Genomic DNA, 15364 nt, shown 5'->3' on the forward strand with positions numbered 1-15364 from the left:
ATGAGTGGGATGGAACCTGAAGTGCAGGAATTTTTGAAACGGATTGCACAAACCGTATCAGTAAGTTTATTATTCTTTCTGTTGCACATGACCGTTGGTATTTATTTTAACTGGGCTTTTTTTGAAGGCAGCCCACGTATTGGTAATATCATTTACTATCTTGTTTTTCTTGCATCACTTGCCGGGTTGATTTATTTTTATTACAGGCTGTGGAAGGGGAAATTATAATTGTTTTAGCCAGCTGGATTATTTCTATTTGGCTTTCGTTGCGTCGCACACTTGTACGCTTTGTATTCTTATTCATTGCAAAAAATCGCATACATTGAAGAGCTGGCTTCTGCACTCAGGATTCAACTCTTTTAGCCTTTTTTCTTACGTAAAGCATACATAATTTTAAAATGACTAACCCAAATAACAAGTACAGCAATCCATTTAATAAAAAGTATAAATAAGGATGATCTTTGAATAAGTATCCTGGGATTTCAAAAAAACCTATATCAATATGCCAGCCTTTTTTTGAATTGCCTAGTAGAGTTAACCCATAAACCAGTAAAAGGCTTACCAGTGAATTTAACCAATGAAATCCATATTTGCGTATTTTATAACCTGAATAAATGGATACAATAATTAAAGTAATAACCCCGGCAAATCCTGACATAATAATGAGACTTGTAAAACTAACCAGATCAATCCCACTTACCTCCATTGATTCTTTTGGGTCAGAACTGACTAATGCATTAACAATTTTTATATCAGCAAGAAAAACTAATTTCTGAACAGCTAAGGATAATAATTTAAGAATAATACTAAGTAGCAATACTACAATAAGATTTAGTTTGTATTTACTAAATATAGTGAGCATCCAAATAAATTAGTTTTTATCTCCCGGATTCAAAATCACCGGCGTATTTCCCTTTCCCATAATTATAATCTTTGCATTGGGTGATTTGCTTAATTCAAGATTTGCTTTAATACTTTCATACTGCAATTGCCTGTCGGTTAAGCTTTCGCTGATGATGCGCTGGTAATCGGCAATACCCTGTGCTTCCACACGCTTACGTTCAGCTTCCTGTTTTTCTTTTTGTAATACAAACTGCATTTTCTGCGCATCCTGTTCAGCATTGATCTTTTGTTCAATGGTTGCTTTTACGCTGGCAGGTAAAGTAATATTGCGTACAAGCAGATTTTCAAGAAACAATCCTCTTTTTTTAAAATCATCTTCAATGTTTTTAAAAATGCGTGATTGAAATTCATCACGCTTGGTTGAATACAACGCTACTGCATCGTAATAAACAGCATTGTCCCTGATACGTGTACGGGTAAGCGGACGAACAATCTTGTTTTCATAATCTTCTCCTGTTTCTGAAATTAGCTTTGGAGCATCAACCGGAATTACACGATATAAGACAGACAGATCAATGGTTACTTCCAATCCATCAGCAGTAAGCACCCGGATAGCATCATCGCTTGCTTTATTTCCTTCGTCATGTACACCACTCATGGTATAGTTGAGCGTTTTCGTATCCATTTTAATTACTTCAACTAACGGATTCACAAAGTTCAATCCGCTTGGCAGAGTACGGCTCTGCACTTTCCCAAATAGTTTTTGAACTCCAACATATCCTGCATCAATCTGCACAATACAGGAAGTAAGAAGTCCTATCAGTATAACAACAAATCCAAGTGTGCGGATCAGTTTCCCGAATTTCTGAAGCGGACTGTCAGCTTTTGCCACAGCAAAGCCAACTGCAACGGCAATCAAACCAAGAATAAGGAGGAACATAGTATGAATATTTAGTGATATCGTGAAAGTGCAACAAGGTACAGGAAAGAAAATCAAAAAAACATGATCTTCAACTGCTGTGATCGGCAACAATCAACCACTGTCCTTTAATTTTTTTGAACAATAAGGTATAATGACCGCCAATATCACCATCCTTATCTCTTTTTAAATGCCATTTGCCAATTACATAGTATGCATCGGGAGCAAGTTTTGTGAGTTTCACAATATCAAAACTCAGTTCGCCCATGGCATCCATGTCGGGATAACTTTTGCGGTAGTTGGCCAGTGTTTGATCGTAGCCATAAGTAACACCGCTTTTGCCGATAAACATCAGCGAGTCGCTTTTCCAGTAACCATTCATTTATTATGAAATTACGCAAAAGCAGAAATGCTTTGCTGAAAAAGAAAAGCGGCTCATTGAGCCGCCTTTCTTTTTAATTGTTTCCCCATTTTTTCTTTTTGAGGAATTCAATACTTTTTTTAATAGATTGCTCTTCAGGCATGGTGTAAGCTTCCTGCTCAACAAATGCATATTTTAAGCCTGATAGTTTTTTCTCTGCAAAAATGGGAGCAAAGTCAATCGTACCATCGCCAACCTGTGTACTTTCCTTATCGCCTTTGGAATTGGTGGTCATATCTTTTACATGCCACATGGTAAATCGGCCGGGATATTTCTTAAACCAGTCAATTGGTTTTTCTCCGGCAAACACAACCCAGTAAAGATCAAACTCAAAATCAACCATACCCGGATCAGTTTGTGTTAACAGCAATTCTAAAAACTGTTTTCCTTCATCTACTTTCTTAAACTCAAAATCGTGGTTATGATAGGCCAGTTTCATTCCGGCAGCCTTTGTAAGCTCAGCAGTTTTATTGATTGCTTCAAGATATTTTTTAAATCCATCCCCATTCCTGTACTGATCATTTGTATACGGAACTGTTACATACTCATTACCCATAATGGTTGCAGCTTCTGTAATGGCTTTCCATGCATCTGTATTTCCATTAATCACTGAGTCAGGTATTCCGTAATGTCCGCTGGGCGATGTTAATTTGTTTGCATCAAACATGGCTTTAAATTCTGTTGGCGTTTTTCCAAAGAACGTTTTGCCATCAAATCCGTACAGTTCAATCTGGTTATAGCCTGCTTTGGATATATATTCAATTGTTGATGTAAGATTCTTGCTGACATCGTTGCGGACAGTATATAACTGAAGTCCGTATTTTTTTTCAGCTGCAGGATCAGCACAGGAAACCATAGGTAAGCCTGCCAGAGAAAAACCCGCTGTTAATGCTGCTGAGGTTCTTAAAAATTCTTTACGGTTGTAAGACATAATCGTTTGATATTTCATTCCGTCTGACGCCCTCATCTGACGGAATTGTTAGAATTGTTTATGCATCAAACGAGGGCGTCAGATGCGGCAGTTCATTTCTTATTCAGCCCATGCTTTATCTCCTTTTGCATAAGGGAATGCACCATCATATTTACCCGGTACAGGAATATGACGTAATGTTTCTGTCATTCCTGTTTTGGAAGTAAAGAAACCCATCAGTGTTAACTGCTTCATCATTGTATAATAATGGCTGGGCGATCCCTCAAACTCTGTTTGATCTTTCCAGGCAAGTGTACTGTTTTTCTTTTCATGTTCTTCACGCAGAGGCTTATCCGTTTCATTGCGTTTTTCATTGAATTCTTTTGCTTCTTTTTCAAGACTGATCAATAAATCATGCCGTTGTTCTGGAGTAGATTCCATAAATGATTTGCTGTGCATTTTGTTACAGGCCTCATCCAGAGCTTCAATACCTTTCATGAAAGCAGTCTGTTGTTTTTCTGTATAACAATCGGTCACCATTACTTTCATAAACTCACCAACCTGTGCTGCCTTTGCACCAGGTGTTGTTGTGGCGGGAATAATGGTTTCACTTACTTCATCAAGCAATGCAATATTGGAAGCGGTAAAACCTGCTTCAGCTTTCGTACCTGTTTTACAGCCATTCAAAAAAAAGCTGCCACCAATTACCGCTCCACCTGTAGCTAAAGCCACCATTTTTAAAAGCTCTCTGCGATCCATAGTATTTATTTTAAACGTTTAAAATTAATATCAAACAAATTCAATCTATCGGTTTTTCAAATTCTATATTCACATTGTAATCTCAAGATACCAAGCTCCCCTTTAGGGGTTGGGGGCTTAGATATTTCCTTTTTTTAATTCCTTCACTGCAAAGTCAGCAGCCCTTGCTGTTAATGCCATATAAGTTAAAGATGGGTTTACGCAGGATGAGCTTGTCATACATGCTCCATCTGTAACAAATACATTGGGAGCATCCCATACCTGGTTATTGCCATTCAATACAGAAGTTTTTGAATCATGGCCCATACGTGCAGTTCCCATTTCATGAATCCCATGCCCCATAGCATGACCTGAGTCATAGGTGTTAATATTTTTTACTCCACCTGCTTCAAGCATCGCTACTAGTTCTTCTTTTATGGCAGCACGCATTTTTATTTCATTTTCTTTCAGTTCTGCATCCATTGCCAGTACCGGTAATCCCCATTTATCTTTTACTGTTTTATCTAACGAAATTTTATTTTCATGATAAGGAAGTATTTCACCAAAGCCAGTTGCCCCCATTCTCCAACTGCCAGGTTCTGTTAATGTTTCTTTTAACTGATTGCCGATATTCATTTCTGCAATTTCTCTGCCCCACCCATGTCTGCCTGCACTGCCCTGGTATCCGAAACCTCTTAGAAAATCTCTTTTTTTATCGCCGGGAATATTGGCGAACCGTGTAATATAAAATCCGGCAGGACGACGGCCATATTCTGTTTTGTCTTCATAACCATCAATATCGCCGCCGGCACCAAGGTTATAATGATGATCCATTAAATTATGACCAAGTTCACCGCTGCTGCTGCCCAAACCACCCGGCCATATATCAGTGGCTGAATTAAATAACAACCAGGTTGAATTTAATGCCGAGGCGCAAACAAAAATTATTTTGGCTTTGTACTCGTAGGTTTTATTGTCCATTGTATCCAAAACTTCAACACCTGTTGCTTTCTTTTTGTCTTTATTGTACAGAATTTTTGTTACCAGTGATAAGGGTCGTACAGTGAGGTTGTTTGTTTTCATTGCTGCCGGAAGGGTAGAAGATTGTGTACTGAAATATCCTCCAAACGGACAGCCCTCCCAGCAACGGTTGCGGAACTGGCAATTGGTTCTTTCATTATGTGGCACGGTAATATTGGCTACACGACTGTTGATTAAATGACGTTCCCCTTTATAAAAGCTTTTAATCTTTGCGGCTACATCTTTCTCAATTAAATTTAATGGAACCGGTGGCATAAATTGTCCATCAGGTAAATAAGGCAATCCTTCCAATGAGCCACTGATGCCTGCAAATTTTTCTACATGATCATACCAGGGTGCAATGTCCTTATAGCGGATGGGCCAGTCAACACCAAAACCGTCTTTTGCATTGGCTTCGAAATCAAGATCGCTCCAGCGATAACTATGCCTGCCCCATAAAACAGAACGGCCTCCCATGCGGTAAACCCTCCACCAGGTAAATGGTTTTACTTCCGTATAAGGAGAATCTTTTTCATTGGCCCATGCATCCATCACTCTTTCATTCGCTGCCCATCCACGATGAATAACTTGATAATCCTGTTTTTGCTGTTGCGTTGTATCACCCCGGTGCTCAAATTCCCATGGCATTTTTTTGGCAGAGTTATAATCTTCGATGTGTTTATGTTCGGCACCACGCTCCAGCATCAATACCTTCAGCCCTTTTTCACAAAGTTCTTTTGCTGCCCAGCCGCCACTGATTCCGGAGCCTATAACAATTGCATCATATGTATTATCTGCCATGCTGAATAAATTGATTATTTACATGCTTAAAGATTTCCTTTCTTTAATTCCTTCACAGCAAAATCAGCAGCTCTTGCTGTTAATGCCATATAAGTTAAAGATGGATTTACACAGGAGGCACTGGTCATACATGCCCCATCAGTAACAAATACATTCGGTGCATCCCATACCTGGTTATTGCCATTCAGTACAGATGTTTTAGGGTCACGACCCATACGTGCAGTTCCCATTTCGTGTATACCCATACCAACTGCATATCCATCATCGTGTACTTTTACATCTTTAACTCCCGCAGCTTCCAGCATTTCTTTTGCATCGTTCATCATATCAATCCGCATCTTCTTTTCATTTTCTTTAATCTCTGCATTGAATGAAAGAACAGGAAGGCCCCATTTATCTTTTACATTTTTATCGAGTGTGATTTTATTATCATGATAGGGAAGCATTTCACCAAAACCGGTAATGTTAATTGACCAGTCATCATTTGGTTCACTCATTATTTCTTTCAGATTTGCTCCAATTGTTAATTCTGCCACATGCGATCCTCTGCCACGCCCGGCACCGCCCTGGTAACCAAAGCCACGCAGGTAATCTCTTTTGTCATCATAAACATTTCTGAAACGTGGAATATAAATACCGGTTGGTCGGCGTCCAAAGAGATACTTATCACTGAAACCCTCCACTTTACCACCGGCACCGCAACGGAAATGATGATCCATTACATTATGTCCAAGTTCACCACTGCTGCTCCCTAATCCGCCTTCCCAAACATCAGTAGCAGAATTCATTAATATCCATGATGAGTTTAATGCAGAAGCACAGACAAAAACAATCTTTGCTTTATACTCATAGGTTTTGTTTGATTCTGCATCAATGATTTCAACACCGGTTGCTTTCTTTTTGTCTTTATCGTATAAAATTTTTGTAACAATAGAAAACGGACGGAGTGTAAGATTTCCTGTTTTCATTGCAGCAGGTAAAGTAGCAGCCTGTGTACTGAAGTAACCACCAAACGGGCAGCCTCTTGCGCAACGGTTCCGGTATTGACAATTCGTTCTTTCGTGATGCGGCTGTGTAATATTTGCACTGCGGCCAATAATAAGATGACGCATTCCTTTATAATGTGCTTCCAGTCTTTTCTTTACTTCTTTCTCTGCACAGTTAAGTTCCATGGCCGGCATAAAATCTCCGTCTGGTAAAACATCCAAACCTTCTTTGCTCCCCTGTATACCTGCAAATTTTTCTGCATAACTATACCACGGAGCAAGTTCATCGTAACGGATGGGCCAGTCAACAGCAATGCCTTCTTTGGCATTGGCTTCAAAATCCCATTTGTTGAAACGGTAACTCTGTCTGCCCCACATCAATGAACGGCCGCCTACATGATAACCACGAAACCAGTCGAAACGTTTTTCTTCTGTATATGGATGGTCAATATCACTGCACCACCAGTCAAGGGTCATTTCATTTAATGGGTAATCCCTTTTCAGTTTGGGATAATCTTTAATCATTTGCTGTGTACGTCCGCCACGGTGTGGAAACTCCCATGCATCTTTAGTGGTACTTGTGTAATCAACAATATGTTTTACATCCTGACCACGTTCCAGCATAATTACTTTGAGACCTTTTTCTGTGAGTTCTTTGGCGGCCCAGCCCCCGCTGATTCCTGACCCAATTACAATGGCATCATATTCGTTAATCTCAGGCATACTAAAAATTTATAGTTTGAATTATTGTTTCTTGTTTGCGGCCTCTCCTCCCTTCCTCCTCTCCGGTAGAGAGGAGGTGGTGCAGTATTTCTTTATTCAACTTTTTATCTTCCTCATCAACTTAATTTCTTTCCTCATCTAATAACAACGATTATAAATCATGTTATTACTTACAACAAGAAAGGGCTGTGCCTGGCAAGTCCTCCTTTGGGGGATTTAGGGGGCCAGCCTTTTACACATCACACCTCTTCACCGCATCTTTCAACGCTGCAATCTTTTCTTCTTTTGTTTTTCCTGTTGGTATATATTCCTGTGCTACATATCCTTTATATCCTGTGGCAAGTATGGCTTTCATAATGGCAGGATAATAGAGTTCCTGTGTTTCATTGATTTCATGTCTACCCGGTACACCTGCTGTATGGTAATGACCAAAGTACTGGTGATTGTCAGTAATAGTTCGGATAATATCTCCTTCACTGATCTGCATATGATAGATATCATACAGAATTTTGAAGTTAGGCGAACCAAGACGTTTACAGAGTTCTATCGTCCATTTAGTATTATCAGCCATATAATCAGGATGATTCACTTTGCTGTTGAACACTTCTATCTGGATGATCACATTATGTTTTTCTGCAAGTGGTATAATCTGTTTCAATCCTTCCACACAATTCTGCAAACCTGTTTCATCATCCATTCCATTTTTATTTCCACTGAAGCAGATGAGGTTTTTATAACCCGCTGCGGCAACAAGAGGAATAGCTTCAGTAAAATCTTTAATTAGCTGCTCATGAAACTTTTTATTGTTCCAGCCTTCTGTTAAACTGATTTTACCTGCAGTGTAACACATAGAACAGGTGATGCCATGCTTTTGCACTGTTGGCCAGTCTTTTGGTGGAAGCAAATCAATGGCAGAAAACTTTAATTTTTTTACGACTTCACATAATTCATCTAATGAAATGAAATTATAGGTCCAGCTGCAAACAGAATGATTGATATTCCCTTTGAGTTTAAAATTTTCTTCCTGTATATGTTCAATTCCTGCAAACACGTTTCCTGTAGTTAAGGCAACAGAAGTTGCTGCCAGATTTTTTAATAATGTTCTTCTCGATGACTGTTGCGGCATAAAAGCAATATTTCAGATTGATTATAATTAAGCTGTTGTTAAGCTTGGCTTGCTTTTACCACGCATATAAAAATACAATCCTGCAAATGCAACTGTCAGGATGATGGGTATAACTAAAGTTGCATTGATAATTTCAGGGCCTGCAGTAACTTTTGCTGCTGCTAAATTGTTGGCCATTTCTGTACCGGGAGCAGCAGAAATATATTCTTTCAGTGATGCTCCTGTCGGTAGTTTCTTTTCTAATAAGCGATCGTAAAAGCTGCCCATGAACTGTGTATAGATCCACACAGCCAGCATACCTGCCCCTCCCATTAAGTTTAAACCAACAGCACCGGTTTTGGGTAAGTACTCTGATACAAAACCAAGCATGGTAGGCCAGAAATAACACACACCCATTCCAAATATAATTGCTCCGAAAAAAATCATGTTACCACCCGAATGCCCCAGCAGATACAATCCCACAACAGAAAGACAGGCTGAAATAAACAATACTCCCTGCGGTGCAAGACGATGTACAATTGGTCCCGCAAATGCCCTGCCCACAACCATCACACCTGTAGAAACAGTTAACACTAAAATGGCATTATCTGTTACGTTTCGCAGCAATACATCAATCCACTGTCCGGTAAATAATTCAGTGATGGCGGTTCCAAACATGCAAAGGATCATAAAAATAAACAGTGGGTTACCAAGCGATTTGTACATAGTTCCGGCTGATACACCACTTGCCACACGTTCTGTAACAGGAAATTCCAATTTTGAAAATAAATAACCATACAGTAACGCAGGTATGAGCATTACACCTACCTGAACCTGCCAGTTAAGCCCGATTTTAGTAAACAGGAAAACGATCAGTGTGCCAATCACAATTCCACCGGGGAACCAAAGATGAAAATGGTTGAGCTTGGTTGTTTTATTTTCAGGAAATAATGAAGTAACAAGGGGATTACAGGCAGCTTCTACCGTTCCGTTGGCAATACCTATTAATAAAGTAGAAATAAACAGCGACCAGAAACCAGTTGCAAATACAGTTAACACGATACCGGCCAGGTGAAAGATAAAAGCCATCACCAGTAATTTCTTCATACCAATTGTGTCTACAATCATACCGCCAATGATAACGGCTAAAGGAAAACCCCAGAAAGCAGTTCCGGCAATGGTTGCCAGCTCTGATCCGTCTAAACTGAACTTGGTACCTAACTCATTTAAGATACCTGCTCTTATACCAAAAGACAAAGAGGTTACTAATAGTGCAAGACAACTGGCAATAAATAATTGGTTGCGTTTATCAGAATTCATTTTGCAATCGTTTAGTGGTTGGTTGAAGCGAAAACTAAATTTAGGAGTTTTATCAATTCATCAGCACAAAATATGATAACTGTCTGTAGCAAACGTTTGTTATCAATATCTGTAAAATCAATTTTTGTTTTTTGATTTAACTGCTATCTTTAAGACCTTCAAATCAATTGCCTGTTATGGGAGATTTTCAGATAAAAGTTCAACCGAAAAATTACGATGTTGTCATTGTTGGTTCGGGTGCAGGTGGCGGCATGGCTGCCTATATGCTTAGTAAAGCTGGATTAAAAGTGTGTTTGCTGGAAGCCGGTGTCATGTACGATCCGCAGAAAAATGTTACTCAGTTAAAGAATCCATGGGAAAGTAAACGTCGTGGAGCAAGTACAAAGTTTCGCCCCTTTGGCGATTTTGATGCCTGCTATCACGGATGGGAAATAGAAGGCGAGCCCTATACCAAAGCAGAAGGTACACAATGGGATTGGTGGCGTGCACGTATGCTGGGCGGAAGAACCAATCACTGGGGAAGAATTTCATTACGCTTTGGTCCCAAAGATTTCAAACGCAGAAGTATTGATGGTTTGGGTGATGACTGGCCGATTGGATATGCAGATATCAAACCTTATTACGATCGCATTGATCAGCTCATTGGCATTTTTGGTACCAATGAGGGATTGGAAAATGATCCGGATGGATTCTTCCTTCCCCCACCCAAACCAAGATTGCATGAGCTGATGATTAAAAAAGGAGCAGTTGCAGCAGGCGTAAAAGTAATTCCATCCAGGTTATCCATTCTCACTAAAAAATAGAAAGCACAACAGAACGTGGTGCCTGCTTTTTTGCGCACAGTGCGGCAGAAACTGTAGTATGATGAAAGCCGATTTTTCATCTACCAATGTATTAATCTATCCTGCATTGCAGACGGGAAATATAGATGTGGTTGCCAATGCCATGGCAAGAGAAGTGCTTACTAATAAAGAAGGATTGGCAACAGGAGTAAGTTATGTAAGCAAGGAAGATATGCAGGAGTACAAGGTAAATGGTAAAGTGGTGATTCTTGCAGCAAGTGCCTGTGAAAGCGCAAGATTATTACTCAACTCAACCTCACAACGTCATCCAAATGGATTGGCCAACAGCAGCAATGTAGTGGGTAAATATTTACATGACAGTACCGGTGCTGCAATGGGTGGTGTATTGCCGGAATTGTTTGGCCGTAAAAAATACAATGAAGATGGAGTAGGTGGAGCACATATTTATTCGCCCTGGTGGTTAGATAATAAAAAGCTTGATTTTCCAAGGGGATATCACATAGAATATTGGGGAGGTATCAGTCAGCCGTCTTATGGTTTTGGGTCTGATATTCAAACTTATAATGGCAAATATGCAGTAGCCGGTAAACAGAAAGAAGCAGGTGGCTATGGAGCATCTTTAAAAGAAGACTATCGTTATTTCTATGGTGCTGGTGTTGGTATGGCAGGAAGAGGAGAAGCAATTCCAATGGAAAGTAATTATTGTGAAATTGATCCAACCGTTGTAGATAAATATGGTATTCCTGTGTTACGCTTCAATGTAAAATGGAGCGATCATGAAATTAATCAGGCCAAACACATGAAAGAAACTTTCCGTGAAGTGATGCATAATATGGGAGCAGTGATTACATGGGGTAATGATGGTCCGGAAAATAATTATGGATTGGAAACACCGGGAAAAATTATTCATGAAGCAGGAACAGTACGAATGGGGAACGATCCGAAAACCAGTGCCTTGAATAAACATAACCAGGCGCATGATTGTAAAAATTTATTTGTGGTTGATGGCGGAGCATTTGTAAGCCAGGCGGATAAAAATATTACCTGGACGATTCTTGCTTTAAGCATGCGTGCAAGTGAATATATTATTGATGAGTTGAAAAAAGGGAATATATAGAGCCCATCCCGACCTTCCCCGAGGGAAGGCCATCTATGCACAGCCCTTGCTTGATGTAAACGTTAACTAAAATCAGGAGGGTTTAATGATGATGACTTAAGGACGTAAGATGAAATGCTGAATTAATATTGTTGAACAAATAAAAAAATGCCCGGCCTCCCTCTCTATGGGAGAGGGAATGAGGGAGAGGCTTCATTATGAAAAGAAGAGATTCCATAAAAGCTATTCTTGTTGGTACTGTTGCAAGTTCTGTATTGGTGGATGCATGTAAATCAGCAGATGAAAAAACAAAACCGGTTGAACAGCCAGCTGCCAGTACTATTGACCGTACAAAGGAAGAAGCCGAGAGAGAAGCAAAGCTGATGGCAGAAACTTTTTTTACCACACATGAACTGGCTACCATAGCTGTGCTGAGTGATATCATTATTCCAAAAGACGCCATAAGTGGAAGTGCAACCGAAGCAGGTGTTCCTGATTTTATTGAATTCATTGTAAAAGATATGCCGCAGCATCAAACTCCCATGCGTGGTGGTTTGCGCTGGCTGGATATGGAATGTTTTGAACGTTTTCAGAAAGCATTCAAAGATTGCGATGCCAAACAGCAGATTGAAATGGTGGATGAAATTGCTTATCCAGAAAAAGCAAAACCTGAAATGAAAAGAGGTGTTGCTTTCTTTTGATGCGCAACTTAACAGCATCTGGTTTTATACTTCACAGATCGGTGTAAAAGATCTTGGCTATGCTGGCAATACACCCAATCAATGGAATGGAGTGCCTGATGATGTACTGAAACAATACGGCATGTCTTATTCTGAAAAAGAACTGAAAGAATGTATTTCATTTGACAAATAATCAACCGATGAGTAACAAAAAAACAAGAAGAGATTTTTTACGCACTTCTTCTCTGGCAGCAGCAGGTTTCTTTATTGTTCCGAGACATGTATTGGGAAAAGGATTTGTTGCTCCAAGTGATAAACTGAATATTGCCGGCATTGGTGCAGGTGGAAAAGGTGCTGGCGACCTGGCAGAATTTGCAAAAAGCCCGAACGTAAATATCGTTGCCTTCTGCGATGTGGATGAAGCACAGGCAGCAGGTTCAGTGAAACGTTTCCCCAATGCAAAATTTTATTACGATTACAGGGAAATGCTGGAAAAAGAAAGAAACTATATCGACGCAGTTTCTGTTTCCACTCCCGATCATACACATGCTATTGCAACAATGGCAGCTATGCAGTTAGGCAAACATGTATATGTACAAAAGCCATTAACGCATGATATTTATGAAGCAAGGATGTTAACACAGGCTGCCAAACGTTATAAAGTAGTAACACAAATGGGCAACCAGGGTGGCAGTGGTGATGGTGTGCGGTTAATGAAAGAGTGGTACAATGCAGGATTGATTGGTGACGTAAAAAAAGTACAGGCATGGACCAACCGCCCGGTATGGCCGCAGGGCATGGCCAAGCCAACTGGAAATTTTACAGTACCTGATAAATTCAAATGGGATCTATGGCTGGGCACAGCGAAGTATGAAGAATTTAATCCTGCCTATCATCCTTTCAACTGGCGTGGCTGGTGGGCTTACGGTACAGGTGCATTGGGCGATATGGCCTGTCATGTAATGGATCCTATCTACCGCATTCTTCCAATTCTTTATCCCAATGAAGTGGAATGCAGTGTGCCGAATCAATTTACTGCAGCTTGGACAGAAGCCGGATACATTGACAGTTGCCCACCTGCATCGATCATTCATTTGAATTACCCAAGAAAAGATAAAAAAGGAAATATAAAAGTAACCTGGATGGATGGTGGATTATTGCCGCAACGTCCGGAAGAATTACTACCAGATGAACCAATGGGTAATTGGGATGGTGGTGTCATCTTCGAAGGAACAAAAGGAAAAATGATGTGCAGCTGCTATGGTGCCGACCCCGTATTACTTCCAACAAAAAGAATGAAAGAAGTTAATCTTCCGAAGAAAACTTTAAGGCGTGTACCCGAAGGACATTATTTACAATGGGTGAATGCATGTATTGACGGTTATGGCAAAGCAGAATTAAGTTCACCTTTTGAATATGCAGGTCCGTTTACAGAAAGTATATTGATGGGCAACCTTGCTATCAGATCATGGATGATGAAAAATCCAAACCTGAAAGGATGGGAAGATAAATATCTCGGCCGCAAAAAATTATTGTGGGATGCTGCCAATATGAAGATCACGAACTTTGATGAAGCTAACCAGTTTGTAAAAAGAGAATACAGGAGTGGTTGGTCAGGGTTGGGTGTATAATTTTGAAAGCAGAAAAAAAAACAAGTGATTCTTTTTTTAAATTCCCCCCCCCAGGGGGAGAAAAAAAACCCCCCCCCGGGGGGGGGGCTTATGAACAGAAAACTTCGCATGGCCATGATTGGTGGCGGTAAGGATGCATTCATCGGTGCCGTTCATCGTTTGGCAATGAATATGGATGGACAGGTTGAACTGGTTGCAGGTGCATTAAGTATTAACCCCGACATAGCTGTTGAATCAGGAAAAATATTGTTTCTTGATGAAGACAGAATTTATACTGATTATAAAGTGATGCTTGAAAGAGAGGCTGCTATGCCAGCTGATAAGCGCATTGATTTTGTAAGTATTGTTACGCCCAACTTTGTTCACTTTCCTCCGGCGATGATGGCATTGGAAAAAGGGTTTAATGTAGTAATTGAAAAGCCCATCACCTTTACGTTAGATGAAGCGAAACAACTCAAAGCAAAACTGAAAGAAACAGGATTGAGTTTACTGCTTTGTCATACATACACTGGTTATCCAATGGTGAAGCAGGCAAAACAATTGGTGAAGAGCGGTGCATTAGGTAAAATTCGTAAAGTGTATGTTGAATATCCGCAGGGTTGGTTGAGTACATTGTTAGAAAGTGCTGGCAATGCACAGGCAAGCTGGAGAACAGATCCGAAGAAAAGCGGCAAAGCAGGTTGTATGGGTGACATTGGAACACATGCGTTCAACTTAGCTGAATATGTAACAGGACAGGAAGTAACTCATCTTTGTTCAGATATTAATATTGTTGTTGAAGGAAGAATGCTTGATGATGACGGAGCAGCTTTTTTAAAATTCAACAATGGCGCAACAGGTGTACTGATGGCAACGCAAATTGCAGCAGGTGAAGAAAATAACATTAAGATTCGTGTGTACGGAGAAAAAGGCGGATTGGAATGGAAACAGGAAGATGCAAATACACTGTTAGTAAAATGGCTGGATAAACCCACAGAGATTTACAGAACAGGAGGTGGGTATAACAGTTCCTTTGCCGCACATAATTCAAGAACTCCTGCCGGTCATCCCGAAGGATACCTCGAGGCCTTTGCTAATCTCTACAGGAATTTTACATTAACTGTAAGAGCAAAGATCAACGGAGAACAACCAAAAGAAGAATGGCTCGACTTTCCGGGAGTAAATGAAGGAGTAAGAGGAATGGCTTTTGTCGATAATGTGATTGAAAGCGGATTGAGTAAAGAGAAGTGGAGAGAGTTTACCCTAAATCCCTAAAGGGACTTAAACAGTTGCAACTCTTTTCAAATCTTTATAATAGACATTCAACTGTTGAATTTCTTTTCATCAGTTCATTCATAAATTAAAAGTAAAAAGTCCCTTTAGGGATTT

12 protein-coding genes and 2 pseudogenes are annotated in these 15364 nt (G+C 40.0%); 5 read left to right on the forward strand and 9 right to left on the reverse strand.

Annotation, left to right across the window (positions count from 1 at the left end; translation table 11 throughout):
- Positions 1 to 228 (forward strand): hypothetical protein, encoded by a 228-nt coding sequence (locus IPK31_08425; protein ID MBK8087956.1) that lies wholly within the window; start codon positions 1 to 3, stop codon positions 226 to 228.
- Positions 229 to 343: 115 nt separating this feature from the next.
- Here IPK31_08425 and IPK31_08430 read toward each other — a convergent pair whose 3' ends face one another.
- The 9 genes from IPK31_08430 to IPK31_08470 all read right to left on the reverse strand — a co-directional run bounded on the left by IPK31_08430 (position 344) and on the right by IPK31_08470 (position 9786).
- Positions 344 to 862 (reverse strand): hypothetical protein, encoded by a 519-nt coding sequence (locus tag IPK31_08430; GenBank protein MBK8087957.1) that lies wholly within the window; start codon positions 860 to 862, stop codon positions 344 to 346.
- Between the two features lie 9 nt (positions 863 to 871).
- Entirely contained in the window at positions 872 to 1783 is a 912-nt protein-coding gene (locus tag IPK31_08435) for a prohibitin family protein (protein MBK8087958.1), read from the reverse strand.
- 70 nt (positions 1784 to 1853) lie between these two features.
- Positions 1854 to 2144, reverse strand: coding sequence for a DUF4440 domain-containing protein (locus IPK31_08440; protein MBK8087959.1), 291 nt, complete (start codon positions 2142 to 2144; stop codon positions 1854 to 1856).
- A 73-nt stretch (positions 2145 to 2217) separates the two neighbouring features.
- Positions 2218 to 3150 carry a sugar phosphate isomerase/epimerase gene (locus IPK31_08445; GenBank protein ID MBK8087960.1) on the reverse strand — a complete coding sequence of 311 codons (933 nt, stop codon included), beginning with the start codon at positions 3148 to 3150 and terminating at the stop codon, positions 2218 to 2220.
- A gap of 63 nt (positions 3151 to 3213) precedes the next feature.
- A complete protein-coding gene (locus IPK31_08450; GenBank protein ID MBK8087961.1) occupies positions 3214 to 3852 on the reverse strand; it encodes a gluconate 2-dehydrogenase subunit 3 family protein in 639 nt (212 codons plus the stop codon).
- 117 nt (positions 3853 to 3969) lie between these two features.
- A complete protein-coding gene (locus IPK31_08455; protein ID MBK8087962.1) occupies positions 3970 to 5652 on the reverse strand; it encodes a GMC family oxidoreductase in 1683 nt (560 codons plus the stop codon).
- A gap of 26 nt (positions 5653 to 5678) precedes the next feature.
- Complete coding sequence (locus tag IPK31_08460) at positions 5679 to 7361, reverse strand: GMC family oxidoreductase (GenBank protein MBK8087963.1); 1683 nt, start codon at positions 7359 to 7361, stop codon at positions 5679 to 5681.
- Between the two features lie 232 nt (positions 7362 to 7593).
- Positions 7594 to 8487, reverse strand: a complete 894-nt coding sequence (locus IPK31_08465; GenBank protein MBK8087964.1) for a TIM barrel protein — start codon at positions 8485 to 8487, stop codon at positions 7594 to 7596.
- A gap of 27 nt (positions 8488 to 8514) precedes the next feature.
- Positions 8515 to 9786 (reverse strand): MFS transporter, encoded by a 1272-nt coding sequence (locus IPK31_08470; protein ID MBK8087965.1) that lies wholly within the window; start codon positions 9784 to 9786, stop codon positions 8515 to 8517.
- A 176-nt stretch (positions 9787 to 9962) separates the two neighbouring features.
- On the opposite strand from IPK31_08470, the pseudogene IPK31_08475 reads away from it, so the two are divergent.
- The 4 genes and pseudogenes from IPK31_08475 (at position 9963) to IPK31_08490 (ending at position 15250) form a co-directional block, all read left to right on the forward strand.
- Positions 9963 to 11706: pseudogene (locus tag IPK31_08475) on the forward strand (GMC family oxidoreductase).
- 197 nt (positions 11707 to 11903) lie between these two features.
- Positions 11904 to 12558 (forward strand): annotated as a pseudogene (locus tag IPK31_08480) (gluconate 2-dehydrogenase subunit 3 family protein).
- 7 nt (positions 12559 to 12565) lie between these two features.
- Positions 12566 to 13996: a Gfo/Idh/MocA family oxidoreductase gene (locus IPK31_08485; protein ID MBK8087966.1), complete on the forward strand. Its 1431-nt coding sequence runs from the start codon at positions 12566 to 12568 to the stop codon at positions 13994 to 13996.
- Between the two features lie 90 nt (positions 13997 to 14086).
- A complete protein-coding gene (locus IPK31_08490; protein MBK8087967.1) occupies positions 14087 to 15250 on the forward strand; it encodes a Gfo/Idh/MocA family oxidoreductase in 1164 nt (387 codons plus the stop codon).
- Positions 15251 to 15364 lie beyond the last annotated feature (114 nt).

Source organism: Chitinophagaceae bacterium (genome assembly GCA_016713085.1).
In the GTDB taxonomy this organism is placed as follows: domain Bacteria; phylum Bacteroidota; class Bacteroidia; order Chitinophagales; family Chitinophagaceae; genus Lacibacter.

Coding starts and splice junctions, on each gene's coding strand:
- IPK31_08460 (MBK8087963.1), bottom strand. CDS start 7,361: ATGCCTGAGATTAACGAATATGATGCCATTGTAATTGGGTCAGGAATC.
- IPK31_08455 (MBK8087962.1), bottom strand. CDS start 5,652: ATGGCAGATAATACATATGATGCAATTGTTATAGGCTCCGGAATCAGT.
- IPK31_08450 (MBK8087961.1), bottom strand. CDS start 3,852: ATGGATCGCAGAGAGCTTTTAAAAATGGTGGCTTTAGCTACAGGTGGA.
- IPK31_08435 (MBK8087958.1), bottom strand. CDS start 1,783: ATGTTCCTCCTTATTCTTGGTTTGATTGCCGTTGCAGTTGGCTTTGCT.
- IPK31_08470 (MBK8087965.1), bottom strand. CDS start 9,786: ATGAATTCTGATAAACGCAACCAATTATTTATTGCCAGTTGTCTTGCA.
- IPK31_08430 (MBK8087957.1), bottom strand. CDS start 862: ATGCTCACTATATTTAGTAAATACAAACTAAATCTTATTGTAGTATTG.
- IPK31_08490 (MBK8087967.1), top strand. CDS start 14,087: ATGAACAGAAAACTTCGCATGGCCATGATTGGTGGCGGTAAGGATGCA.
- IPK31_08445 (MBK8087960.1), bottom strand. CDS start 3,150: ATGAGGGCGTCAGACGGAATGAAATATCAAACGATTATGTCTTACAAC.
- IPK31_08485 (MBK8087966.1), top strand. CDS start 12,566: ATGAGTAACAAAAAAACAAGAAGAGATTTTTTACGCACTTCTTCTCTG.
- IPK31_08425 (MBK8087956.1), top strand. CDS start 1: ATGAGTGGGATGGAACCTGAAGTGCAGGAATTTTTGAAACGGATTGCA.
- IPK31_08465 (MBK8087964.1), bottom strand. CDS start 8,487: ATGCCGCAACAGTCATCGAGAAGAACATTATTAAAAAATCTGGCAGCA.
- IPK31_08440 (MBK8087959.1), bottom strand. CDS start 2,144: ATGAATGGTTACTGGAAAAGCGACTCGCTGATGTTTATCGGCAAAAGC.